The 21,949-nt window shown below is 68.4% G+C and carries 20 protein-coding genes; 10 read left to right on the top strand and 10 right to left on the bottom strand.

The window, feature by feature from the left end:
- The first annotated feature begins 33 nt into the window (after positions 1-33).
- The 3 genes from ACQPZQ_RS18565 (at position 34) to ACQPZQ_RS18555 (ending at position 1,994) form a co-directional block, all read left to right on the top strand.
- Positions 34-891, top strand: coding sequence for a DUF427 domain-containing protein (locus ACQPZQ_RS18565; protein ID WP_433297420.1), 858 nt, complete (start codon positions 34-36; stop codon positions 889-891).
- On the top strand, positions 891-1,325 hold the full coding sequence (locus tag ACQPZQ_RS18560; protein ID WP_433297418.1) for a VOC family protein: 435 nt from the start codon (positions 891-893) through the stop codon (positions 1,323-1,325). The genes ACQPZQ_RS18565 and ACQPZQ_RS18560 overlap by 1 nt, the downstream gene beginning before the upstream one ends.
- A gap of 84 nt (positions 1,326-1,409) precedes the next feature.
- Positions 1,410-1,994 (top strand): TMEM175 family protein, encoded by a 585-nt coding sequence (locus ACQPZQ_RS18555; protein ID WP_433297416.1) that lies wholly within the window; start codon positions 1,410-1,412, stop codon positions 1,992-1,994.
- A gap of 73 nt (positions 1,995-2,067) precedes the next feature.
- On the opposite strand, the gene ACQPZQ_RS18550 is transcribed toward ACQPZQ_RS18555, so the two are convergent.
- Positions 2,068-2,991 (bottom strand): LysR family transcriptional regulator, encoded by a 924-nt coding sequence (locus ACQPZQ_RS18550; protein ID WP_433297414.1) that lies wholly within the window; start codon positions 2,989-2,991, stop codon positions 2,068-2,070.
- Between the two features lie 278 nt (positions 2,992-3,269).
- On the opposite strand from ACQPZQ_RS18550, the gene ACQPZQ_RS18545 reads away from it, so the two are divergent.
- The 4 genes from ACQPZQ_RS18545 to ACQPZQ_RS18530 all read left to right on the top strand — a co-directional run bounded on the left by ACQPZQ_RS18545 (position 3,270) and on the right by ACQPZQ_RS18530 (position 6,748).
- Complete coding sequence (locus ACQPZQ_RS18545) at positions 3,270-4,004, top strand: SDR family NAD(P)-dependent oxidoreductase (protein ID WP_433297412.1); 735 nt, start codon at positions 3,270-3,272, stop codon at positions 4,002-4,004.
- Positions 4,005-4,049: 45 nt separating this feature from the next.
- Positions 4,050-4,373 (top strand): nuclear transport factor 2 family protein, encoded by a 324-nt coding sequence (locus ACQPZQ_RS18540; RefSeq protein WP_433297410.1) that lies wholly within the window; start codon positions 4,050-4,052, stop codon positions 4,371-4,373.
- 312 nt (positions 4,374-4,685) lie between these two features.
- Positions 4,686-5,306, top strand: a complete 621-nt coding sequence (locus ACQPZQ_RS18535; protein ID WP_433297408.1) for an NADPH-dependent F420 reductase — start codon at positions 4,686-4,688, stop codon at positions 5,304-5,306.
- Positions 5,307-5,410: 104 nt separating this feature from the next.
- On the top strand, positions 5,411-6,748 hold the full coding sequence (locus ACQPZQ_RS18530; RefSeq protein ID WP_433297406.1) for an NAD-dependent epimerase/dehydratase family protein: 1,338 nt from the start codon (positions 5,411-5,413) through the stop codon (positions 6,746-6,748).
- Positions 6,749-7,008: 260 nt separating this feature from the next.
- On the opposite strand, the gene ACQPZQ_RS18525 is transcribed toward ACQPZQ_RS18530, so the two are convergent.
- Positions 7,009-7,521, bottom strand: coding sequence for a hypothetical protein (locus ACQPZQ_RS18525; RefSeq protein ID WP_433297404.1), 513 nt, complete (start codon positions 7,519-7,521; stop codon positions 7,009-7,011).
- Here ACQPZQ_RS18525 and ACQPZQ_RS18520 point away from each other — a divergent pair, their 5' ends adjacent.
- On the top strand, positions 7,522-7,683 hold the full coding sequence (locus ACQPZQ_RS18520; protein WP_433297402.1) for a hypothetical protein: 162 nt from the start codon (positions 7,522-7,524) through the stop codon (positions 7,681-7,683).
- A gap of 25 nt (positions 7,684-7,708) precedes the next feature.
- On the opposite strand, the gene ACQPZQ_RS18515 is transcribed toward ACQPZQ_RS18520, so the two are convergent.
- The 5 genes from ACQPZQ_RS18515 to ACQPZQ_RS18495 form a co-directional block, all read right to left on the bottom strand.
- Positions 7,709-8,764, bottom strand: a complete 1,056-nt coding sequence (locus ACQPZQ_RS18515) for a TerC family protein (protein WP_433297400.1) — start codon at positions 8,762-8,764, stop codon at positions 7,709-7,711.
- Positions 8,761-9,093, bottom strand: coding sequence for a hypothetical protein (locus ACQPZQ_RS18510; RefSeq protein WP_433297398.1), 333 nt, complete (start codon positions 9,091-9,093; stop codon positions 8,761-8,763). The genes ACQPZQ_RS18515 and ACQPZQ_RS18510 overlap by 4 nt, the downstream gene beginning before the upstream one ends.
- Entirely contained in the window at positions 9,053-9,868 is an 816-nt protein-coding gene (locus ACQPZQ_RS18505; protein WP_433297396.1) for a fumarylacetoacetate hydrolase family protein, read from the bottom strand. The genes ACQPZQ_RS18510 and ACQPZQ_RS18505 overlap by 41 nt, the downstream gene beginning before the upstream one ends.
- A gap of 8 nt (positions 9,869-9,876) precedes the next feature.
- Positions 9,877-12,837 carry an FAD-binding and (Fe-S)-binding domain-containing protein gene (locus ACQPZQ_RS18500; RefSeq protein WP_433297394.1) on the bottom strand — a complete coding sequence of 987 codons (2,961 nt, stop codon included), beginning with the start codon at positions 12,835-12,837 and terminating at the stop codon, positions 9,877-9,879.
- Positions 12,838-12,901: 64 nt separating this feature from the next.
- Complete coding sequence (locus ACQPZQ_RS18495; protein ID WP_433297391.1) at positions 12,902-14,068, bottom strand: pyridoxal-phosphate-dependent aminotransferase family protein; 1,167 nt, start codon at positions 14,066-14,068, stop codon at positions 12,902-12,904.
- A gap of 279 nt (positions 14,069-14,347) precedes the next feature.
- On the opposite strand from ACQPZQ_RS18495, the gene ACQPZQ_RS18490 reads away from it, so the two are divergent.
- Together ACQPZQ_RS18490 and ACQPZQ_RS18485 are read left to right on the top strand one after the other, a co-directional pair.
- The gene (locus ACQPZQ_RS18490; protein WP_433297389.1) at positions 14,348-15,805 is read left to right on the top strand and encodes an SLC13 family permease; all 1,458 of its coding nucleotides are present in this window, start codon (positions 14,348-14,350) and stop codon (positions 15,803-15,805) included.
- Between the two features lie 103 nt (positions 15,806-15,908).
- Positions 15,909-16,667, top strand: coding sequence for an IclR family transcriptional regulator (locus ACQPZQ_RS18485; protein ID WP_433299277.1), 759 nt, complete (start codon positions 15,909-15,911; stop codon positions 16,665-16,667).
- A gap of 92 nt (positions 16,668-16,759) precedes the next feature.
- Here ACQPZQ_RS18485 and ACQPZQ_RS18480 read toward each other — a convergent pair whose 3' ends face one another.
- The 3 genes from ACQPZQ_RS18480 to ACQPZQ_RS18470 form a co-directional block, all read right to left on the bottom strand.
- Positions 16,760-17,509 carry an IclR family transcriptional regulator gene (locus ACQPZQ_RS18480; RefSeq protein ID WP_433297387.1) on the bottom strand — a complete coding sequence of 250 codons (750 nt, stop codon included), beginning with the start codon at positions 17,507-17,509 and terminating at the stop codon, positions 16,760-16,762.
- A gap of 386 nt (positions 17,510-17,895) precedes the next feature.
- Positions 17,896-18,966 (bottom strand): LacI family DNA-binding transcriptional regulator, encoded by a 1,071-nt coding sequence (locus tag ACQPZQ_RS18475; RefSeq protein ID WP_433297385.1) that lies wholly within the window; start codon positions 18,964-18,966, stop codon positions 17,896-17,898.
- A gap of 62 nt (positions 18,967-19,028) precedes the next feature.
- Positions 19,029-21,941 carry a glycoside hydrolase family 2 TIM barrel-domain containing protein gene (locus ACQPZQ_RS18470; protein ID WP_433297383.1) on the bottom strand — a complete coding sequence of 971 codons (2,913 nt, stop codon included), beginning with the start codon at positions 21,939-21,941 and terminating at the stop codon, positions 19,029-19,031.
- Positions 21,942-21,949: the final 8 nt, after the last annotated feature.

Here is a 21,949-nt window from a genome sequence, read left to right as displayed (position 1 = left end):
TCCGCACCCGCGGGCACTCCGGAAAGGGAAACGATGGGTCTGTCCTGGCAGCAAGGACCGCTCGCCCCGGGCGCGATCGGCCGGTTCCTCGTGCCCGATCCGCTGCCCGAGCGGCTGTTGTTCGCCGAGCCGCTGCGCCGCCGTATGCGCGTCCGGTTCGGTGGCGCTTGGGTGGCCGACAGCGAAGACGTCGTGCTGTTGCACGAGCCCGGCCGCTACCCGGTGGCCTACTTTCCGCTCGGCGACATCACCGATGGCGTGCTTCAGCCCAGTACGCACACCACCCGGCACGCGGATCTCGGGGCGACGACCTGGTACACCGTCGAGGCCGGTGGGCAGAGCAAGCCGCGCGCCGCATGGCAGCACACGGAACTCCCTGCCCACGCGCGCGATCTACAAGACCGGGTCGCGTTCGCGTGGAGGGCCATGGACGCCTTCTACGAGGAGGACGAGCGCATCGTCGGTCACGCCGCCGACAGCTACCACCGCATCGACATCCGCCGGACCAGCCGGCACCTCCTCGTCCGCCACGGCGACCGCGTCGTCGCCGACACCAGCCACCCCCTGGCCCTGTATGAGTCCGGCTTCGCGCCCCGCTGGTACGTCCCGCGCGCCGACGTCGACGAATCGGCGCTCACTCCCGCAGCGGGCCAGACGTTCTGCCCGTACAAGGGCCTGGCCAGCTACTACGACATCGGCGACGCACATGGTGCGGCCTGGTCCTACCTGGACGCGTGGCCCGGGGTCACACGCATTTCGGGGATGGTCTCGTTCGAGCCGGACAAGGTCGAGGTGCACCTCGACGGGTCACCGCTCCGGCTCGAGCCCGGCCAGTCCGTCGTCGCGCACGGCGTCGACCGCGACCTCACCACCGACGAGGTGTTCAGCTGATGGAGTACCACCTCGAAGTCGTCACCCTGCCCGTGAGCGACGTCGACCGGGCTGCCGCCTTCTACGTCGAGAAGGTCGGCTTCACCCTCGACGTCGACTATCACCCGAGCACCGACTTCCGTGTCGTGCAGCTGACGCCCCCGGGCTCGGCCTGCTCGATCCAGATCGGCACCGGACTCACCGAGGCCCCACCGGGATCGACACGCAGCACCTATCTGATCGTCACCGACATCGAGACGGCCCGTCGCGAACTCAGCGAACGCGGTGTGGACGTCAGCGACCTCCGGCACAAGGCCCCGATCGACGACTGGAAGGGCGGCTGGCGCCCCGGTCCCGACCCCGAGCGCCGGAACTATGCCAGCTTCGCCGACTTCACCGACCCGGACGGCAACACCTGGGTGCTCCAGGAGATCGGTCATCGCCCGGGCACGTAGAACGCGGCTGCGGAGGCGATGACGCCGTCCGTATTCGGGCTCGGGCCGCGTGCGGCTCGTTCGAGAGCAGGGAGGGGACCGGGGATGACTCAGAAACCGAGCACTCCGCACCGGCTCCACCTGTTCTCGGACGCGGTGTTCGCAGTGCTCATCACTGTTCTCGTACTGGATCTGAGGCCGCCGGCGGAGCACTCCTTCGCATCACTCCTACCGCTGTGGCCGACAGGGGTCAGCTACGCGGTCAGCTACCTCTTCATCGCGATCGTGTGGGCCAACCATCACCACCTGATGGGCTTCGCGCAGACCTCGACACCGCGGCTGGTGTGGGCGAACTTCGCCCATCTCTTCACGGTCTCCCTCGTGCCGTTCTCCACGGCCTGGGTCGCCGACTCCAGGTTGGCGGCATCCCCCGTCAGCCTCTATGCAGCCATCTTCTTCCTGGTGGACGCGACCTATCTCGCCCTGTACTGGGAGGCACTGGACCGGCCGAAGCTCGGTGATCCGGCCATGCGACACATCGTTCGAACGCGATCCTGGGTGACCCTGGCCCTCTTCGCAGCAGCGACTGCCGTTGCTCTCTTCGCTCCGGTAGTAGGCATGGCGCTGATTCTCTTCTGCTTGCTCCTCTACATCCGACCCGAACCGCGGTTGTCATCGCCCGACAATTAGCCTGAATCCACGGAGTGGTGTGACGAGTTGCGGTGCGCCTGAAAGGTCAAGGTACTCGCTGGCGCTGCCGTGGTCAGTCGAGCCGCTCAACCGGGCTCGGAACGGCGCCACCTCCAAGCTGCCACATCTCGTAGTTGCCACATTCTGCGGTGATCTCGGCCGTCGCGTGAGCGGCGGCGAGGAAGTCGTCGACCATCGGCGAGGTGCGTGACGCCGCCACTGCGAGGCACACCTGATCGGGTGCCAGATCCGGGATGGGCACGTAGGCGACTTCCGGGTGTGTGTAGAACACGGTTGCCGAACGGGCGAGGAACGAGATGCCCCGGCCGGCCGCGACATGCTCGAGTGTCTCGTCGACCCCGCGCACCAGGTAGCCGGCGTTGGGGTGCGGGCGCTTGGTGGGCTGTGGACCCGTGTCGGCAGGCCAGAGCAGTGGCTCGCCGGCCAGGTCGGCCTCGGTGATGTGTTCCTTGCCTGCCAGTCGGTGGCCGGCGGGCAGCACTGCTACCCGAGTTTCGGTGTAGAGCGGGGCGACGCGCAGGCCGGTCTCGTCGATGGGCGGCCGTACGTAGCCGACGTCGATGCGGCCGTCGAGCAGCATCGGGGCCTGGTCGTCCCATTCGATTCGCTGCATGTCCACGACAACGTCGGGGTGTCGGGTGGCGAACTGGCGTACCGCCGGGGTGACCGCGACGCCTGCCCGGAAGCCGACCATGAGCCGCCGGCTGCCGTGCGCGGCCACGGTCACCCTGCGGCGGACCGCGTGGGTGGAGGCCAGCAGTGGGCCGGCGTCGGTCAGTAGCTGCCGGCCGGCGTCGGTCAGCGTCACGCCGTGGCTGTCCCGGGTGAACAGCGGGGCGCCGAGATCCTTTTCCAGCGCGCGGATCTGCCGGCTGAGCACCGGTTGGGCGATGTGCAGCTCGTCGGCGGCACGGCCGAAGTGCAGCTTGTCGGCCACGGCGACGAAGTAGCGCAACTTGCGCAGGTCCAGATCCATCGAGCCTCCCGGTCCGGCGATGCCTCCAGGGTATCGCCATCGCGGAAAGAAGTCTTGGACACCAACTCGGGCCGGCGGCATCCTGAATTCGACATCGGAACTCGAGAGCAGGCCCTGATCCCGGAATGAGCACGTTGCGAATCAAACGTCGCCCATCGGCTCATTCTTCGGCGTCGACGGCAGAGCTGCTGAAAATGACCGGGTAGAAGCACGCAAGTCGGTGTACGCAACGCTCGAACTGGACCGGTTCGAGCACCTCTCAATCAAACGGAGTGATTGTGGGAAAGTTGGATGGCAAGGTAGCGGTGATCACCGGAGGATCCACCGGCATGGCACTCGCCGGCGCCCGACTGTTCGTCGAGGAAGGGGCGCACGTCTTCATCCAGGCCCGGCGACAGGAAGCACTGGATGACGCCGTCAAGCAGATCGGCCGCAATGTCACCGCGGTCCAGGGTGACGCGGCTGAACTGGACGACTTGGACCGCCTGTACGACACCGTCAAGCGGGAAAGGGGTTCGATCGACGTGCTGTGGGCCAGCGCCGGGATGGGCGAACCCGCCGCGCTCGGCGAGATCACCGAGGAACAGTTCCACCGCACCTTCTGGCTCAACGCGCGCGGCACCCTGTTCACCGTGCAGAAGGCATTGCCGCTGATCAACGACAACGGCTCGATCCTCATGACCGGATCCAACGCCTCCCTCGGCGCCTTCCCCGGCTGGAGCCTCTACGCGGGAAGCAAAGCCGTCCAGCAGGCGTGGGCCCGCGTCTGGCTCAACGAACTGCGCGACCGCAAGATCCGGGTCAACGTCTTGACCCCCGGCCAGGTTGCCACCGCCAAACAGGAAGAACTGTTCGACGAGGCCACCAAGGCCGAATTCGAGTCCCTCATCCCCCGCGGACAGATGGGCCGCCCCGAGGAAATCGCCACCGTCGCCCTGTTCCTCGCCTCCGACGACTCCAGCTACGTCAACGGCTTGGAACTGGTCACCGACGGCGGCACCACCGCCATCTGAACCACGCCAGGAACGCCACGCGGGCAAACACGACGAGGAGTAGCCATGACCGCGTTCGCCGAGCACCGCGCCACCGTCGAGTCCTTCGTCGACTGCATGCACCGCGGCGCCGACACAGACGCTCTCGCTCGTGTCCTCGCCGAGAACGTGGTGCTGACCAGCCCACTCAGCGATGAGCCGCTCACCGGCCGCGAGGCCGTAACGGAAGCCGTCCAGGGCGTCTCCACAGTGGCGGCGGACCTCACCTATAAGGAAGTCCTCAGCGGCGAGACCCATCACGCCGCATTCTTCCGGCTGCAGATCGAAGACACGGAGGTTGACGGGTGGACTATTTCCTGCTCGACGCGGACGGCAAGATCGCCGAAGTGACCATCTGGTGGCGTCCGCTGCCGACCGCCGTCGAGATGCAAGGTCACCTCGCGCCTCTTGTCGGCATGCAACCCTGAGAACTGCGCGCCAAGGAAAAATATCGATCTCGGGATGCCCTCGTCCCATTTTCCTGAGCTGATGTCCTCTTTTGTGAATGGCGGCAGGTTCACGCATCCTAATTCACCGGCGGAAGACGAATGGGGGCCGAGAAAGGCGCGTCAGCTGGCCCAAAAATATCGCGGCCGACGGCCTGAGGCCGGCCCGGCACGAACGAGACAACCGACACCTCGAGAACAGGAACGAGCACACCTCATGAGCAACATCACCCTCATCGGTACGGGAAACATGGCCCGTGCCATCGGCACGCTCGCGGTGGCGGGCGGCAACACCGTCGAGGTCATGGGACGCGATCAGTCCAAGGCCGACGACCTGGCGAAGGCTCTCGGCGGCGCGACGACGGGCAAGTGGGGCGCTGTCCCGGCCGGTGACATCGTCATCACAGCCCTGCTGGCCGACGGTGTCGTTCCGGTCATCGCCGAATACGGAGACGCCCTCGCGGGCAAGGTCATCGTCGACATCAGCAACCCCTTCAACGCCACGGCCGACGGACTGGCCCACAGCGGGGAAACCTCGATCGCGCAGGAAGCCGCCAAGGTAGCCCCGGCCGGCGCCAGCGTGGTGAAGGCGTTCAACACCATCTTCCGTCATGTCCTGGAGAAGGGCCGGCCCAACGTCTTCCTCGCCGGCGACGATGCGCAGGCCAAAGCGGGGGTGACGGCATTCATCGAGAGTCTCGGGCTGCGCCCGCTGGACGTCGGCGACCTGAAGATGGCGCACTGGCTGGAGGGGGCGGGCTTGGTCACCATGGGCCTCGCCCGCCACGGGGTCGGTAACTGGGACTTCGCCCTCGGCGTCACCGAATTTCCCGGCTGAGCCGCAGTCGTCCAGCCGGATTGCCGAGTGAGCCGCCGCCGCGATTCGGCGGCGGCACCCCGGCAGACCATCGACGACAGTCAGATCGAACAGGGAGCAGCAGCATGCGCGTTTTCGTCACTGGCGGGACCGGCCATTCCGGTGCGCACATCATCCCCGAACTCATCGCCGCCGGGCACGAGGTCACCGGCCTGGCCCGGTCGGACGCTTCCGCGGCGGCGCTGTCCACGCTCGGCGCGAAGGTGCGACGCGGCAGCCTCGCGGATCTCGACGGGCTCAAGGAGGCGGCAGCGGACTCCGACGGTGTCATCCACGTCGCGCACCGGCAGGACCTGCTTCCCTCCGGCGGGATGGACGCCGTGGCCGCCGCGGAGCTCCCGGTCATGCTCGCCTACGGCGAGGCACTCGCCGGAACCGGAAAGCCACTGGTCGCGGCCGGGAGCATCGGCTCGCCCGGCCACCACCTGGGCCGAGCGGCCACCGAAGAGGACCCGGCCCTTCCCAGCGGCGATGAACACAAGGGCACCCTGCGGGCCCGCAACGTCGTGGAAAGGGCCGTGGTCGGCCTCGCCGACCAGGGAGTGCGGTCCTCGATCGTGCGGATCGCCACCATCATGCACAGCACCACCGATAGTGCCGGCTTCCTCCCGCTGCTGATCGCGCTCGCCAAGGAGAAGGGCTTCGTCGGCTACCCCGCAGACGGCGCGAACCTGTGGAACGCGGTGCACGCCCGCGACGCCGCCTCCTTATTCCGCCTGGCACTGGAGAAGGGCCCGGCCGGCAAATACTGGCACGCAATCGGGGACGGGGGAATCCCGTTCCGCGATATCGCCGAGGCTATCGGCACCCGTCTGGGCCTGCCCGCCGTGAGTGTTCCCGTGGACGTGCTGATGCTGCCGGCATACTTTGGGCCCCTCACCAATCTGGTCACGCTGAACCTGCCGGCGTCCAACCTCGTCACCCGCCAGGCCCTCGGCTGGGAACCCGCTCAGCCCGGCCTGCTCGCCGATCTCGACAACAGCCACTACTTCACCGCCGTCACCGCAGCCGCCAACAACGACGTGGCGACGCTGCAAGAGTTCGTCACCCGCATGCAAGCCGGTGACCGGACCGAGGCCCTGGACATGATCGATGCGGACGCGGTCTGGCGGGAAGCGGACACCCTGCCCTGGTCAGGCGAGTGGCGAGGACCCGACGGGTTCGTCCGACTGGACTGTGAGATCAACACGCTGGCAGAGATGACTGTGCGGGACTACACCATCGTCGAAGCCGGCGAGGTAGTGGAGATGCGGCTTAGCGCCGTGTTCACCTCCCGCAAGAGCGGGCGCCGACTGCCGATGGAGATCGTGGAGCACTACACGGTGCGCGACGGCAAGATCCACGGCGCGAACGCCTTCTACAAAGACACCCAGGCCGTCAACGACCTGATCAAGCACGGCTGACCCGCCCAACGCACAGCACTGCTGCGCGGGCGTACTCGTGACGGCGTGACATCGTGGCCTGCGACGGGCTCAAGGGCCTGCCCGACCCCGGACAGACCGGCCGATCACACCTGCCTTCAGACCTACCGACAGCGGATCGCCAAGATCACGAGCAGCGAGGATCCACCTCAAAGCCAGGCCGCGGATCCGGGATCAGATCCATCCGCGAACCGCAGCCAGGGCGTCCACCCCTCATTCGATCCGCGGGCGAAGGTCGTCCCTCACGCTCCTACCGGAATCCAGGGCGACACCCGATCCCGGTCGAGGAGATCGGGGCGCCCCAGAGAACCCAGCATGCTGTGCACAGCGACCTCGGCGTCCCGAGTCCAGTCATGGCACTGCTGCTTGGACCGGCACAGCATCGGCGCACGGCTCTGCGCGGCGGAGACGATCAAACCTGCATCGGCCCTGACCTGCTCGTTCTCGGTGGCCGGGTCACGAAGCTGCATGCCGGCCGAGGCAACGATGTCGGCGACATCGGACAGACGGGTCTGCAGCCACTCCCACGGCGCGGCCTTGACTGCCTTGTCCCAGTGCCGCTCACACGGCTCGACGCCCACGAAGTGCGGGTGAAAGTGCGCCGCCTCGAACGCGCCTGGGCTGCCGTCGAGACGATCGAACAGGTCCGCCCGCCACACCGGCTGATCGACCACGATCACCTGGGCAGCCGACTCGGAGCCACGGCGGGGTTGGGGGGCCAACAGGCGAACCTCGACGCGCGCGCCGTGCTCCATGTGGCTGTCGGTGAGATCGATCTCGAACCAGTGCCGTACGAGAACGGCAACCTCATTGAAGACGAAGGCATGCTGCACGTGCTGCTCCTGTCCGATCGCCGGATTCTCCGGTTGCGGATACCTGCCTACCGCTCCGGCAGCCCGGTGACCAGTAGCCCGTGATCGTGATCGACGACAGCCGGCGGCCCTATGCCGACCGCCCAGAGCGGCATGCCGCAGAGTCTTCTGCGGTCGTCTGGGTGTCCGGGAGATCACCGCTGTGCCCGGCCAGACTCGGGTTCAGCCGGACGGCGACCAGACTGGCGACCGTGGTGATCGCCAGCACACCGACGATGACCAGCAACGACACCGCGATGCTGACCTCGGAGACCGGGATCGGCTGCCCGGCGTTGAGGAACGGCATCTGGTTCTCGTGCAGCGCATGCAGCACCAGCTTCACGCCGATGAACCCGAGGATGACGGCGAGGCCGTACGGCAGGAAGACCAGTTTCTTGAGCAGCCCGCCGAGCAGGAAGTACAGCTGGCGCAGCCCCATCAGCGCGAACGCGTTGGCGGCGAACACCAGGAAGGACTCCTGGGTCAGGCCGAAGATCGCGGGGATCGAGTCGAGGGCGAACAACACGTCGGTGAACCCGATCGCGATCATCACGATGAGCATGGGGGTCACCCAGCGCTTGCCGTCGAGCTTCACCGTGGTCTTCGAGCCGTGGAACCTCCCGGTCACCGGCAACACACGGCGCACCAGGGAGACGATCTTCGGTTCCTTCCACTCCTCGTCGTCATCGCCCATGCCTTGCCGGACCATGTTGGCTGCGGTGTAGATCAGGAACGCGGCGAAGATGTAGAAGACCCAGCTCAGGGCATTGATCGCCGCCGCGCCGACGGCGATGAACGCGCCACGCAAGATCAGCGCGATCACGATGCCGAGCAGCAGCACCCGGTGCTGATGGATGGACGGCACCGCGAACGACGACATGATGATCACGAACACGAACAGGTTGTCGACCGAGAGCGAGTACTCGGTGATGTACCCGGCGAAGAACTCGCCGGCGTACTGCGCGCCGGCGAAGTACCAGAGCCCCAGGCCGAAGAGCACGGCGAGCGCGACGTAGAAGAGCACCCAGCGGGTGACTTCGGAGATCGTCACAGCGTGCGGTCTTCGCGAGACGATCAGAAGATCGATCAGGATGATGGCGAGGAGGCCGCCGATGGTGGCGAACCACAGCCATGGGGGGACGTTCACGGGGACTCCAAACGACATGCCGAGGGTTGCCCGAGGTCTCCCCCGTCGATCCCGATGACCGGCGCACCCGGCGAAGCGCCCTGGAGGCCGGCGGCACGAGCCACGACGAGCGGGGCGGACAACGTGCCTGTGAAGCTGTCCGGAGCCACGAGGATCTGTTCGGTGGGTGGGGAGTTCATCGCCTCGATCCAGGTCGATGGGCTGGGGGCGTCGAACGCAGGGTCGGAAAGATCCTCGAACTCGACGATCCCGTCGATATCGAGGCCCATCGCGATCTTGGTGATCCTCTCAAGGATGATCTCGACGTCGAGCGGCACCCGGTCGGCCATGAGCTCGGCGTAGTGCGACGGGATTCGACAGCGAGCCGACTCCGTCGATCTCGACCGTCACCCGGTCACCCGGAACCATCGGACCGACACCGGCCGGACTGCCGGTGAGCACCACGTCACCGGGCCGAAGCGTGATCCACCGCGTCACGTAGGCGAGGATCGTGTCCACCCCGAAGATCATCCGCTCGGCACCCGACTGCTGCACCACCCGGTCACCGAGCCGCGTCGTGACGGTGAGGGCGACCGATTCCGGAGGCTCGGTCTCGATCCAGGGGCCGAGCGGGCAGAACGTGTCCGCGCTCTTGGCCCGTGCCCACTGGCCGTCGGCCCGCCAGTCGTGGGCGGTGACGTCGTTCGCGCAGGTGAAGCCGAGAACGTGGTCCATCGCGTCCTCCCGACGGACCGACCGGGCGAGCGTTCCGATCACGACGGCCAACTCCCCCTCGTACTCCAGTCGCTCGACCTCGGGTGGCGCCTCGATGGCGGCCTCGGGACCGATGACGGAGTTGGGCGACTTCAAGAACAGCGCCGGACGATCCGGCCAGGGGCGGCCCTTCTCCTCGACCTGGCTGGCGTAGTTGCTTCCCACGCAGACGATGGTTCGCGGGTCGCAGGGAGCCAACAGGGTCACCTCGTCGAGCCGGGCGACGACGTCACCCGCGGTGTTGTCGCCCTTCTCGTCGGGGCCGAACGCGCGGACGAGGTCCCCCGCCGGTGAGGGCTCGATGACACCCCGGCCCTCACGGCCCTCGATGCCGTAACGGACGATGCGCATGAGGTCTCTCAGTCCCGTGGCGCCGCACCCGCGAGGGCCTCGCGGACCAGCTCGAGTGGGTGCCACGCGGTCCGGCCGACCCCGTGGAAGATCTGCTGACGACACGAGACGCCCGTTGCCGCGACGATCGTGTCCTCGGGTTCCGACTCGATGGCAGGAAACAGCCGGTCGCGACCCACCGTCATCGAAGTCTCGTAGTGCTCGGCCTCGAACCCGAACGATCCGGCCATGCCGCAGCAGCCCGACTCGATCTCGACGACCTCCAACCCGGGGATGCGTCGCAGCAGCGCCATCGTTGCCGCCGTGCCCACCTCGGCCTTCTGATGGCAGTGGCCGTGGAACACGACTTTCCGCCCGCGGAGCCACGAACTCTCGTCGAGCCGGAGTCGCCCCTCGTCGATGGCCTCGGTGAGCAACTCCTCGACCTGCCGTACCCGCTGCTTGACCTGCGCGACCTCCGGCGTGTCCGACAGCAGCGCGATCGTCTCGTCGCGCAGAGTGAACACACACGAGGGCTCGCATCCGACGATCGGCGACCCAGGCACGGTGTCCCTGGCGAGCGAGGTGACCAGGCCTGCGGCCTTCTTCCGTGCGTCGTCGAGCAGCCCCTTCGACAGGCTCGACCGGCCGCAGCAACCGCCGCCGGCCATGTCGACGTTCCACCCGGAGGCCTCGAGCAGTTCGATGGCGGCCTTGCCGATGTGCGGTTCGGTGAACGTCGTGAAGGAGTCAGCCAGCCAGTTCACCGTTCCGACCGTGCCCGCCGGCCGGCTCCGTCGGCGACCGCGGCGCTTGTTCCAGCGAAGGAGGTTGTCGCGGGCGAACTCCGGCATCGGCCGCGCTGCGGCGATCCCGACAGCGCGCTCCATGAGCGCGCGCATGACGCCCCACCGTCCCGGCAGGTTGGATATCGGAGCGGTGGCCGAGCCGAGCCGGTTGAGCAGCCGGATGGAGCCGAAGATGCGCGACCGCATCGGCGTGCCGTGCATCTCGTGATGGTGATGCAGCGTCTCGGCCTTGAGCGCCGCCATGTCGACACTCATCGGGCATTCGCTCTTGCACGCCTTGCACATCAGGCAGAGATCCAGGATCTCGTGCAGCCGTTCGCCGGCAAGCGCGGTGTGGGGGTCGGGCTCCGACAGCGCCTTGACCAACGCGTTGGCCCGCCCTCGAGTGGAGTGCTCCTCCTGCATGGTCGCCTGGTAGGAGGGACACATGACCCCGGCCGTGGTCTTGCGGCAGACGCCGATGTTCATGCAACGGTCGGCCGCGTCACGCATCCCGCCACCGACGACCTCGAACTGCAGCATCGTCTTCAGCGGAGGCGCCGGGGTGAGCGCGTCGCGGTCCCGGAGGTTCTCGGTCATGGGCGGGGCGTCGACGATCTTACCGGGGTTCATCAGTCCGGCCGGGTCGAACAGCCGCTTGACCGTGCGCATGGCGTCGTAGAGCTCGTCACCGAAGATCTCCCGGTTGAACTCGCTGCGAGCCAAACCGTCCCCGTGCTCGCTCGAGTTGACCCCGCCGTACTCGCGAACGAGGTCCTTGATCTTCTCCGCGACGTGTCGCATCGTCTCGACCTGCGCCGGGTCGGTGAGGTCGACGAACGGCCGGATGTGCAGGCAGCCCACCGAGCAGTGCCCGTAGAAGCCGGCCTCGAGCCGGTGCTCGTCGAGGATCTCCTTGAAACGCTTCGTGTACTCGGCCAGGTGCACCGGTGGCACCGCGGTGTCCTCGATGAACGCCAAGGGTCGTCGTGTCCCCTCGCCTGCGGCCATCAGCAGCCCCAGACTGGACTTCCGGACCTTCAGCAACGCGGCCTGCTCGGCCGCCGTGACGGCCTTGAGCGTGTGATAGCCGTGCCCGTTGCGATCCCACAGGGCCGCCACGTTGTCGAGCTTCTCGACGAGCTCGGCCTCGTCGTCGCCCGAGAACGACACGAACAGCAGCGCCGCCGGGTCTCCGACGAGGTGCTGCCCCAGGTCCGCGTACTCGATCTTCTTCCGGGACAGGTCGAGGATCGTCTTGTCCATGAGCTCGACCTGATGCGGGTCGCAGCTCAGTGCGTCCTCTGTCGCCGAGATCGCCGCGTGGGTGGTCTCGAAGTGGCCTACCGCATAGACGGTCTTCCGGGGCTTCGGCACCAGGTCGACCACCGCGCGGGTGGCGACGACCAGGGTTCCCTCCGCGCCGACGACGAACTTGGCCAGGTCGAACGGGTTGCCCTCGCCGTAGCCTGCCAGCCGGTCCAGCCGATACCCGCAGGCCCTCCGCCAGAACATCGGCATTCCGGTCGCGATGGCCTTCTCGTTGGCCGTCACCAACTGGGGCAGCTCGCGGTAGATGCGGCCCTCGAGGGTGTTCGCCTCGGCCCGGCGCAGGCGCTCGTCCTCGTCCACGGGTTCGAAGCGGGCGCACGATCCGTCGGAGAGGACGACGTCGAGGGCACGGACGTGATCGATCGTCATGCCGAAGGTCAGCGAGCCACTACCCGCCGAGTTGTTCCCCAGCATGCCGCCGATGGTCGCGCGGTTGCTCGTGGACGTGTCGGGCCCGAACATCAACCCGTGCTCTGCGGCAGCTCGGTTGAGCTGGTCCTGCACGACCCCGACCTCGACGACCGCGGTCCGGGCGTCCGGGTCGATCTCGACGATGCGATTCATGTGGCGGGAGAAGTCGAGCACCAGGCCGGGCCCGACCGTCTGCCCGGCAAGGCTGGTACCCGCGCCGCGGGGAACGACCGGGACACCGAATTCGGCGGCCGTCCGCACCACGGCCACCACATCGTCTTGATGACGCGGGAACACGACCCCGGCAGGCATGATCGAGTACATGCTCGCGTCCCGCGAGAACAGGTGGCGGGTGTAGTCATCGAAGGCGACCTCGCCCGAGACACGGGATCGGAGGACGCGCTCCAGATCGGTCTCGTACTCCGCTCGACGGGCGCTGTCGATCAGCTCGGCGGTCATGATGGTCAACCTCTCGCGTCGAATCGGGTGGGCCGGCAGTGCGATGGCGTCGGGCGCACGCCGGTCAGCCGGCCTGCAGGCGCTCCAGCGCAGCATCGAGGCCGCGTGGATCGACGGGGATCCCTGCGAGGTTGAGCCCCATCTGCACACCGGCGAGGGTCCCGGCGAGGGTGAGGTCGTTGAACGCGCCGAGGTGACCGATCCGGAAGACTTTTCCGGCGAGCTTCCCCAGACCCGCTCCCAGCGACATGTCGAACGTGTCGAGAATGACCGCACGAATCTTGTCCGCGTCGACTCCCTCCGGCACGAGCACCGCCGTCAGCGAGCCGGAGTACTCACGTTCGTCGAGGCAGAGAACCTCCAGGCCCCAACCACGCACGGCCGCGCGAGTCGCTTCCGCGTGGCGGGCGTGGCGGGCGAAGACGTTCGGGAGACCCTCCTCGTCGAGCAGCCGCAGAGCCTCCTTGAGGCCGTACATGAGGTTGGTGTTCGGCGTGTACGGGAAGAACCCGCGCTTATTGGCCGCAAGCATCGGGCCCCAGTCCCAGAACGTCTTGGGCAGGGTTGCCGACGTGGACGCCTCGAGAGCCTTGTCGCTCACGGCGTTGAAACTCATGCCCGGCGGCAACATCAGCCCTTTCTGGGAGCCGGCGACCGTGACGTCGACGCCCCACTCGTCGTGGCGGTAGTCGATCGAACCCAGCGACGAGATGGTGTCGACGAGCAGGAGGGCCGGGTGCTCGGCCGCGTCCATAGCCGCACGGACGTCGGCGACCCGGCTCGTGACGCCCGTGGACGTCTCGTTGTGCACGACGCACACGGCCTTGATCGTGTGTGCGGTGTCTGCGGTGAGCTTCTCGGCCACCACCTCGGGGTTGGCCCCGTGCCGCCAGTCCCCGGGCACGAAGTCCACCTCGAGCCCGAAGCCACGTGCCATCTCCTGCCACAGGGTGGAGAAATGACCGGTCTCGAAGCAGAGGACCTTGTCTCCCGGACTCAGCGTGTTGACCAGCGCCGCTTCCCACGCTCCCGTGCCGGTGGCCGGGTACATGATCACCGGTTTCGTGGTGCCGAAGACCCGTTTGACGTCGCGGAGCAGCTCGAGGCCGAGGGCTGCGAACTCGGGCCCTCGATGGTCGATCGTCGGCGCCGACATCGCCCTCAGCACCGAGTCCGGGACGTTCGTCGGGCCTGGGATCTGCAGGAAGTGTCGACCTGTGGCAGTGGTCATGTCTGTCCTCCGGACTGCGGACGTGAAGCCGACTCGGCCTGAATCCGTATAGCGGAAAAGTTATACCGTCTGGCGAACTGTAGTCGTAGCCTCGCTCCGCGTCGAGACCCGTCGACCGCCCCGCCGTTCGGACGCTAACGACGGGCAGCTCCCGCCTTGACGGGTCGACGTGACGTGGACAATACTCGATCCCGGAATTGTTTTTCCGCATCGCGGATCAAATGAGCTTCTCTCGCGCGCTCCCCGACATCGCGTCACCGCCGACCCCAGGGGGATCACATGTCGATACAACTCGTCACGATCGTGGCGTTGGCCCTGGTCTTCGTGATAGCGACGGTGCTACCGGTCCACATGGGCGTGCTGGCGTTCGTCGCGGCGTTCGTCGTGGGGATCGCCTTCGCCGGTCAGAGCACCGACGACATCGTGGCGGGATTCCCCGGCGATCTGTTCGTCATCCTCGTGGGGGTGACGTTGCTCTTCGCGATCGCGAAGGGCAACGGAACCGTCGACTGGCTGGTCCAGGTCGCTGTCCGCGCGGTCGGAGGCCGGATCGCCCTCATACCGTGGGTCATGTTCATGGTCACCGCCGCCCTGACGGCCGTGGGCGCGGTCGTACCCGCCGCCGTCGCGATCATCGCCCCGATCGGCATGGGCTTCGCCACGCGGTACCGGATCAACCCCATGCTGATGGGCCTGCTGATCATCAACGGCGCCAGCGCCGGCGGATTCTCGCCGATCAGCATCTTCGGCAGCATCGTCAACGGTGTCGTGGGGCGGAATGCCCTGCCGAGCGACCCAGGCCTGCTGTTCCTGTCCTCCTTTCTGTTCAACCTCGTGCTCAGCGGCATCGTGTTCTTCCTCTTCGGCGGTCGCGAGCTGCTGAAGCGCCAAACCCCCGCCATCAGCCTCGCCCCCGCGCGCGACAAGGCGGACACGCTGCGGGTCAGCGCGTCACAGACCGCGCATGTCGAGCACGTGACGCGCACCGCGACCGCGGTTGCCACCGGCGGTGCAGGCACGCCGAGCAGTGGCGGCACCGGAACAGCACCGGACGAGGCCGAACCGACGTCCCCCGCGAGCGACACCCCCGCCGGCGCCGAGCCCGGGAGCCGGGACGAGACCGATGAGAAGCCTGCCTCCCTGACGCGCGACCATGTCCTGACCCTCCTGGGCCTGGCCGCCCTCGCGATCGGAGCCCTGGCGTTCGGACTCGACGTGGGTTTCACCGCCCTCACCGTGGCCGCGCTGCTCTCGCTCGCCTCGCCGGCGTCGGCGAAGGCCGCGATCGGTCAGGTGGCCTGGCCGACGGTGCTGCTGATCTGCGGCATCGTCACGTTCGTCTCGCTGATGGAGAAGGTCGGGACGATCGACTGGCTCGGTCACTTGGTCACGACGATCGGCGCGCCCCTGCTGGCTGCGATCATCATCTGCCTCATCGGGGCCATCGTCTCCGCGTTCGCCTCGACCACAGGCATCCTCGGTGCTCTCATCCCGCTCGCCGTGCCGTTCCTGTTGGCAGGACACATCGGCGCCGTCGGCCTGATCATCGCGCTGTCGATCTCGGCGTCGGTGGTCGACTCGTCTCCCTTCTCGACGAGCGGGGCACTCGTCGTCGCGAACTCCCCGGAGGCCGGGCGCGAACGGGTCTTCCGGGGATTGATGGTGTGGGGCTTCAGCATGTGCGCCCTCGCTCCGATCGCGACATGGCTGATCTTCGTCGTCCCGGGATGGTTGTAGCGCGACCCGGCGGCGCGGCTCTGCTCCCCGGAGCCGCGCCGCGGCGGCTTGTAGGCTCCAGCTCAGTGGCCCTCGGCTCGGACATTCGGAGGGGAACGACGTGGTGCGACCCGCCAGCAGCGGTGGCTCGAACGGAGTCCAGTCGATCGATCGCGCCTTCGTGCTCCTCGACGTACTGGCGCAGGCCGGGAGCGCCATGGCCGCAAACGAACTGGTCACGGCATCCGGCCTCCCCCAGCCCACCGTCCACCGCCTGACCCGCACGCTCATGGAGTCCGGCCACGTGCGCCAGCTGGACAACCGTCGCTACACACTGGGACCGCGGCTCATCAGCCTCGGCGAGGGCGCAGCACGCATGCTCGGGGCGCGGGCGCAGCCTGATCTCGCTGTGCTCGCCGTCGAGATCGGAGAGACGACCAAGCTGGCGCTGCTCGACGGCGAACGCGCCGTGTACGTCGCGCAGGTGCCGGGCCGTCACTCGATGCGCATGTTCACCGAGGTCGGTCGCCGGGTCTATTTGCACAGCACGGGCGTCGGCAAGGCAATTCTCGCGCAGCTACCCGCCGAGTCGGTGCGGAGGGCATTGCTGGCCGCCGCGACTCCGCGGCTGACCGACCGGACGCTGGTCGACATCGAGGAGATCCTCGAAGAACTGGAGAAGATCCGGCAGGCGGGGTACGCCGACTCCGACGAGGAGCAGGAAGTTGGCCTTCGGTGCATCGCCGTGGCGGTTCCGGGCGCTCCGACACCGGCCGCTATCTCGTTGTCGGGCCCCACGTACCGTCTGACCCCCGACAGGACAGACGAAGCGGTCCGCCACCTGCACTCCACAGCGCAGCGAGTGTCGGAATACTTCTCGTGAGACCGCCGCACCCGGCCCTCCACATTCCGGGTCACGATGTCAGCGGTCGGAATCGGGTTGCTGTCACCGGGATCGGTCTCGCACTCGCGGTGTCAGGCGAAACGCTTGCCCACGGCGGTTGCGGCCGCGCTCAGTAGAGGCACCACTCTCTCGACCACTTCGGCAGTGAGTCGACTTTCCGGCCCGGACACCGAGATCGCCGTCAGCGTCGGCGCGTCGGGTACGGGAACCGCAACGCAGCGGACGCCGAGCTCGTTCTCTCCGTCGTCGACAGCGTGACCTCGTTCGCGGATCTCGGCCAGGACCTGCAGGAGAACGTCGAGATCGGTGATCGTCCGATCGGTCATCGCCGGCATGCCGGTCGAGGTCATGATCCTTCGTACCGCGGAGTCAGGCATCTGCGAGAGCAGCGCCTTGCCCACGCCCGTGGCATGAAGGTGGACACGGCGTCCCAGCTCGGTGAACATGCGCATCGAGTGGTGCGAGGGAACCTGGGCGACGTACACAGCCCGATCCCCGTCGTACAAGGCCATGTTCGCGGTCTCGCCCGCGACATCAGCGAGCTCCCGCAGATCGGGTTGGGCCCCGGCGGCCAGCATTCGCGAGGCGCTTTCGCCGAGTCCGACGAGCCGAGGTCCGAGTGTGTACTGCCGTGAAGCGTTCTGCCGTACGTGGCCGGACTCGGTTAGCGTGCGAATGATTCGGTGGATCGTCGGCAGCGGTAGGCCAGACGCCGCGGCGAGTTCACTGATGGACATCTGGCCGCCGGCCTCTGACATCAGATGCAGCAGGTGGAAGGCTCGCCCGACCGACTGCACTCCGACCGACGTTTCCGGGGCCAATTGTTCCTCCCGATCGGCTGCGGGGGAGCTGACGTCTCGATAACCCCTCGGCGGAAGTCTACTCGTGCCCCTCCTACCGACTACTGGTCCAGCCGCAAGTCCTCCCGAATCCGACGACGACGGCGACGACGGTCATGTGGGACGAGTCCTACCGCGGCAGCCGTTCCCCGCATGGCGGAGTCCCGCCCCCTCCAGTGCGACGGGTCCCCGATCAGCGCGTCCACCATCTCCGGTGACATGCCGTGCAGGTAGTCCGCCTCGATCAGGTAGAGGCCCATCTTGAGACCCACGACCCCCGATCGCGGGCCACCCGCCTCCGTCACCAGGCCCGCACCGGCCCCCCGCGCGACATGCGTCGCGGACCGGGGTGCCAACCGTCGGCGACCTCACGAGAAGGCCTGCGGCGGTGGTGCGGTGCTCCGGCGCACCACGAGCCGGTTGGGAACGATCGTGAAGCCGTGCTCGGGCTCGTCGGTACGAATCTGCCGCAAGACGCCTTGTACGCACTGGCGGCCGACCTCGGCGAAGTCCTGATGCACCGTCGTCAGCGGCGGGAAGAACGAGGCCGAATGCGGAATGTCGTCGAATCCGACGACGCTGACGTCGCCGGGCACCGCTCGGTCCCGCTCGTGCATCGCACGGAGCACCCCGAGCGCCATCTCGTCGTTCGCCGCGAACACCGCTGTGCAATCCGCTTCATCGGCGAGGCGGAGCCCCGCGCGGTATCCGGATTCGGGGGTCCAGTCGCCGCGGACCACCGGGGGTACAGCCAGGCCGGCGGCGCGGAGGGTCGCCGCCCAGGACTCCTCGCGGCGCTGTGCGGCGAAGGACGCCGCCGGCCCGGCGACATGCCAGACCGTGCGATGACCGAGGTCCAGTAGGTGCTGCACGGCGGCACGTGCTCCGCCCGTCTGGTCGGTGTCGACAACGCTGTATCTGGCACCCGCGTCATAGTCGCCGACGACCACGGGCATTCCCCGCGGCAGGTCGACGGCGGCGCTGTCGAGGAGGTGCATCTCCATGACGATGATCACCGCGTCGACCGCCAGCTCTTCGAGGCGGGTGAAGGCACCGCGGAGGCTGCCCTGCGTCGGCACCGCGACGGGCAGCAACGTGATCGCATATCCCGCTTCGGCCGCCGACGTGGCGATGCCCTCCACCGTGCGCGTGCTGCCCGTGGTGGACAAGGAGAAGACGATGACACCGATCGTGCGGAACTCCCCGCGCTTGAGGGCGCGGGCCGCGCTGTTCGGCCGGTAGCCGAGTTCGGCCATCGCGGCCAGCACCGTGGCCCGGGTCGACTCGACGACGCCGGGGAAACCGTTCGAGACGCGGGAGACGGTCTGGGCGGACACCCCGGCGCGGCGGGCGACGTCGGCTATCGACACCCGCCGCCCCCGCCGCACGCGCGCCGGGGGCGCGGCGCCGTCCACCACCGTCAGCTCGCCGTCGTCCATGCTCGGAATTCTCGCCCGCCCCTCGTCGGACGATTCGGGTAGCCGGACACACCCGCACGACGTCACCGCCGTGTCACCAGCGGCAGCAGCCGTAGCGAGAAGGTGGTGGAGGCCGGCATGAGCAGGCTTTCCGGCGACGGGCCAGGCCCGCACGATGCCGACCCGAGCCCGCTCTGCCCGACGTCGAGGTTCACCCACAGCCGATCGCCCGCGACCAGCTCGTGCGGGTGCGCGGCCGCGTCGAGCTGCTCGCTGGTCCATCGCCGGGCTGTGAGGTCGATCGTCGGCAGGCCCTCCACCCGCAGCCCGCCGTCCGGGCCGGTCAGCTCCGCCCAGCGCACTCCGCGGCGGTTGCCGTTCTCCTGCGGGTGCACATACGGCGTCCGGAGCTCGGCCACGGTCGCCTGGAACCGGCCGACCCGCACCGCAGTGCCGCTGTCGGCGTAGGACTCCCCCGGGCCGGTACCGAACCACGTCACGGTGTCGAGCGCGGCCGGCAGGCCGGTGCGCAGGCCCAGCCGCGGCAGCGGCACCTCCCACGGCCCGTGCGGTTCGACGGTGACGTCCAGGCGCACGGCCGTCTCGGCCTTCTCGCCGTCGGCGGTCCACCGATACCGGACCCGCATCGCCACGTCCGTCGCGGCTGCTGCGACCCAGGTCGTGACGACGAGCGCGCCGTCGGCGAGCCGGACGTCGTCGACCCGGTGCTCCAGGCGGTCGAGGCCGATGGCCTGCCACTGCGCGAGAAGCGAGGCACCCTGGCCCGCCGCGGCTCGCTGCGGATGGCCGCGGTCGTTGTCGGTGGGCGCTCGCCACAGATCCAGGCGGAGCCCGTCGACAAGTAGGTCCCCGATCCGGCGCAGCGCACCATCGGCGTCGAACTCGGCGGGCCCGACGAGGTGGCCTCCACTGTGGACGGTTGCCGCCCACCGCGCGGGCTCACCGACCGGCGGCACCGGTGCAGCAGGCGTGACGAGCAGTTGGCCCTGGCCGACGACATGCCCGGCAGGCGCCCACGGTTCGTCGGCAGCGAGCTCCGCCCGGACGGTCAGCCAGCTCTCCCCCGTGGTGAGCGGCAGCTCCGGAACCTCCAGCACGGCGGTCTGACCCGGATCGAGCGCAGCGGTGGGGAGCTCGCCCTTGGCGATCTCCGCTCCCTCGGTCTCCAGCGTCCAGCGCAGGGTCACGTGGGTGAGATCGCGGACGTCGTACCTGTTGGTGACGGCGATGCCCGAGCCGGCCGCCGGGGCGATCCGGACCGGCGCGATCACGGCGGCCAACTCCAGCAGCCCGGGCGAGGGCGTGCGGTCGGGGAACAGCAGCCCGTCGGCGATGAACGTGCCGTCGTGCAGGCGTTCGCCGAAGTCTCCGCCGTAGCCGAAGAACTCGGTGCCGTCAGCCGTACGGGTGCGCAGCCCGTGGTCGATCCACTCCCACACGAACCCGCCGTGGCAACGCGGGTAGCGCTCGAACAGCGCCTGGTACTCGGCGAGGCCGCCCGGCCCGTTGCCCATGGCGTGTGCGTACTCGCACAGCACGAACGGCAACGTGCGCCTGCGGGCGTCGGCAGCGGGATCCGGATGCGGTTCCTCGGCGCGGCGCCCGATCTGCTCCACCTCAGACGGTGGCGCGTACATCCGGCTGTAGACGTCGGAGTTCGCAGCAGAGCGGTCGTGCTCGTAGTGCAGCGGGCGGGAGGGGTCGATCGACCGGATCTCCGCAGCCATCGCAGCGAGGTTGACCCCGCTGCCGGCCTCGTTGCCCAGCGACCACATCACCACCGAGGGGTGGTTGCGGTCGCGGTACACGGTCCGACGGGCGCGGTCCAGATACGCCGCGCGCCAACGGGGGTCGTCCGACGGGTTGTTCCGCCACTCGACCAGGACGAACCCGTGGGTCTCGAGATCGCACTCGTCCACCACGTAGAGGCCGTACTCGTCGCACAGTTCGAGGAAACGCGGATGCGGTGGATAGTGGCTGGTCCGCACCGCGTTGACATTGTGGCGTTTCATCAGGAGGACGTCGGCGAGCATCGTGGCCTCGTCCACGGCGCGGCCCGTATCGGGGTGGAACTCGTGCCGGTTGACCCCTCGGAACAGCAGCCGCCTGCCGTTGACGCGCAGCTCGCCGGCCTCGATCGAGGCGGTGCGGAAGCCGATCCGCAGCGGCACCCGCTCCGTGGCCGTCGCCAGCTCGCCGTCGTAGAGCCGGGGCACCTCGGCCGACCACGGCTCCACGCCGGGCAGCGTGAGCTGCTCGCCGGCCGGCACGTCGACGCCCAGTTCGGGCACCCGCAACCGCGCCGGCGCTCCGCCACCGGTGACCGCGTCCACGCGGAGCTCACCCGCGCCCGTCGCGGCGTCGAACCCGGCGTGCACGGCCACGTCCGTGATCCCGCCCTCGGGACGGCCGAGAAGCGCGGCCTCGCGGAAGATCCCGGACAGCCACCACATGTCCTGGTCCTCGAGATAGCTGCCGGCCGACCACTGCTGGACGCGCACCGCGAGCAGGTTGCGCCCCGGCCGCAGCACCGCGGACACGTCGAACTCCACCGGCAGCCTGCTCCCCGTGGACCAGCCCACCTCGGTGCCGTTGACCCACACCTGCACCCGCGAGTCCACGCCCTCGAATCGCAGCACCGTGGTGCTCGCAGGCCACTCGGCGGGCAGCTCGACCCACCGCCTGTACTCCCCCGTCGGGTTCTCCAGTGGAACCCGCGGCGGATCGACGGGAAAGGGGTACGCGACGTTGGTGTAGGCCGGGCTGCCGTGACCATGGAGCTGCCAGTGTGCGGGCACCGGCAGGTCCGTCCAGCCCACGTCGCTACCGTCGTCGCCCGGATCGGCGCCCGTGTCGGCACGCGGGAACAGCCGGAACCGCCACGACCCGCAGAGGTCCAGCCGCGGCGCGTCGGAGCGCAACCAGGCTCGCGGTTCCAGCGCGTGCGCCGAGGGTTCGTACGGATCCGGCGTCATCGGCATGT

The organism is Pseudonocardia sp. CA-142604 (assembly GCF_050948475.1).
Taxonomy (GTDB): domain Bacteria; phylum Actinomycetota; class Actinomycetes; order Mycobacteriales; family Pseudonocardiaceae; genus Pseudonocardia; species Pseudonocardia alaniniphila.
The sequence above is the reverse complement of the archived record's forward strand: the minus strand, read 5'-3'. Positions and strand labels throughout refer to the sequence as shown.

Coding starts and splice junctions, on each gene's coding strand:
- ACQPZQ_RS18565 (WP_433297420.1), top strand. CDS start 34: ATGGGTCTGTCCTGGCAGCAAGGACCGCTCGCCCCGGGCGCGATCGGC.
- ACQPZQ_RS18560 (WP_433297418.1), top strand. CDS start 891: ATGGAGTACCACCTCGAAGTCGTCACCCTGCCCGTGAGCGACGTCGAC.
- ACQPZQ_RS18555 (WP_433297416.1), top strand. CDS start 1,410: ATGACTCAGAAACCGAGCACTCCGCACCGGCTCCACCTGTTCTCGGAC.
- ACQPZQ_RS18550 (WP_433297414.1), bottom strand. CDS start 2,991: ATGGATCTGGACCTGCGCAAGTTGCGCTACTTCGTCGCCGTGGCCGAC.
- ACQPZQ_RS18540 (WP_433297410.1), top strand. CDS start 4,050: ATGACCGCGTTCGCCGAGCACCGCGCCACCGTCGAGTCCTTCGTCGAC.
- ACQPZQ_RS18535 (WP_433297408.1), top strand. CDS start 4,686: ATGAGCAACATCACCCTCATCGGTACGGGAAACATGGCCCGTGCCATC.
- ACQPZQ_RS18530 (WP_433297406.1), top strand. CDS start 5,411: ATGCGCGTTTTCGTCACTGGCGGGACCGGCCATTCCGGTGCGCACATC.
- ACQPZQ_RS18525 (WP_433297404.1), bottom strand. CDS start 7,521: ATGGAGCACGGCGCGCGCGTCGAGGTTCGCCTGTTGGCCCCCCAACCC.
- ACQPZQ_RS18510 (WP_433297398.1), bottom strand. CDS start 9,093: ATGGCCGACCGGGTGCCGCTCGACGTCGAGATCATCCTTGAGAGGATC.
- ACQPZQ_RS18505 (WP_433297396.1), bottom strand. CDS start 9,868: ATGCGCATCGTCCGTTACGGCATCGAGGGCCGTGAGGGCCGGGGTGTC.
- ACQPZQ_RS18500 (WP_433297394.1), bottom strand. CDS start 12,837: ATGACCGCCGAGCTGATCGACAGCGCCCGTCGAGCGGAGTACGAGACC.
- ACQPZQ_RS18495 (WP_433297391.1), bottom strand. CDS start 14,068: ATGACCACTGCCACAGGTCGACACTTCCTGCAGATCCCAGGCCCGACG.
- ACQPZQ_RS18490 (WP_433297389.1), top strand. CDS start 14,348: ATGTCGATACAACTCGTCACGATCGTGGCGTTGGCCCTGGTCTTCGTG.
- ACQPZQ_RS18475 (WP_433297385.1), bottom strand. CDS start 18,966: ATGGACGACGGCGAGCTGACGGTGGTGGACGGCGCCGCGCCCCCGGCG.
- ACQPZQ_RS18470 (WP_433297383.1), bottom strand. CDS start 21,941: ATGACGCCGGATCCGTACGAACCCTCGGCGCACGCGCTGGAACCGCGA.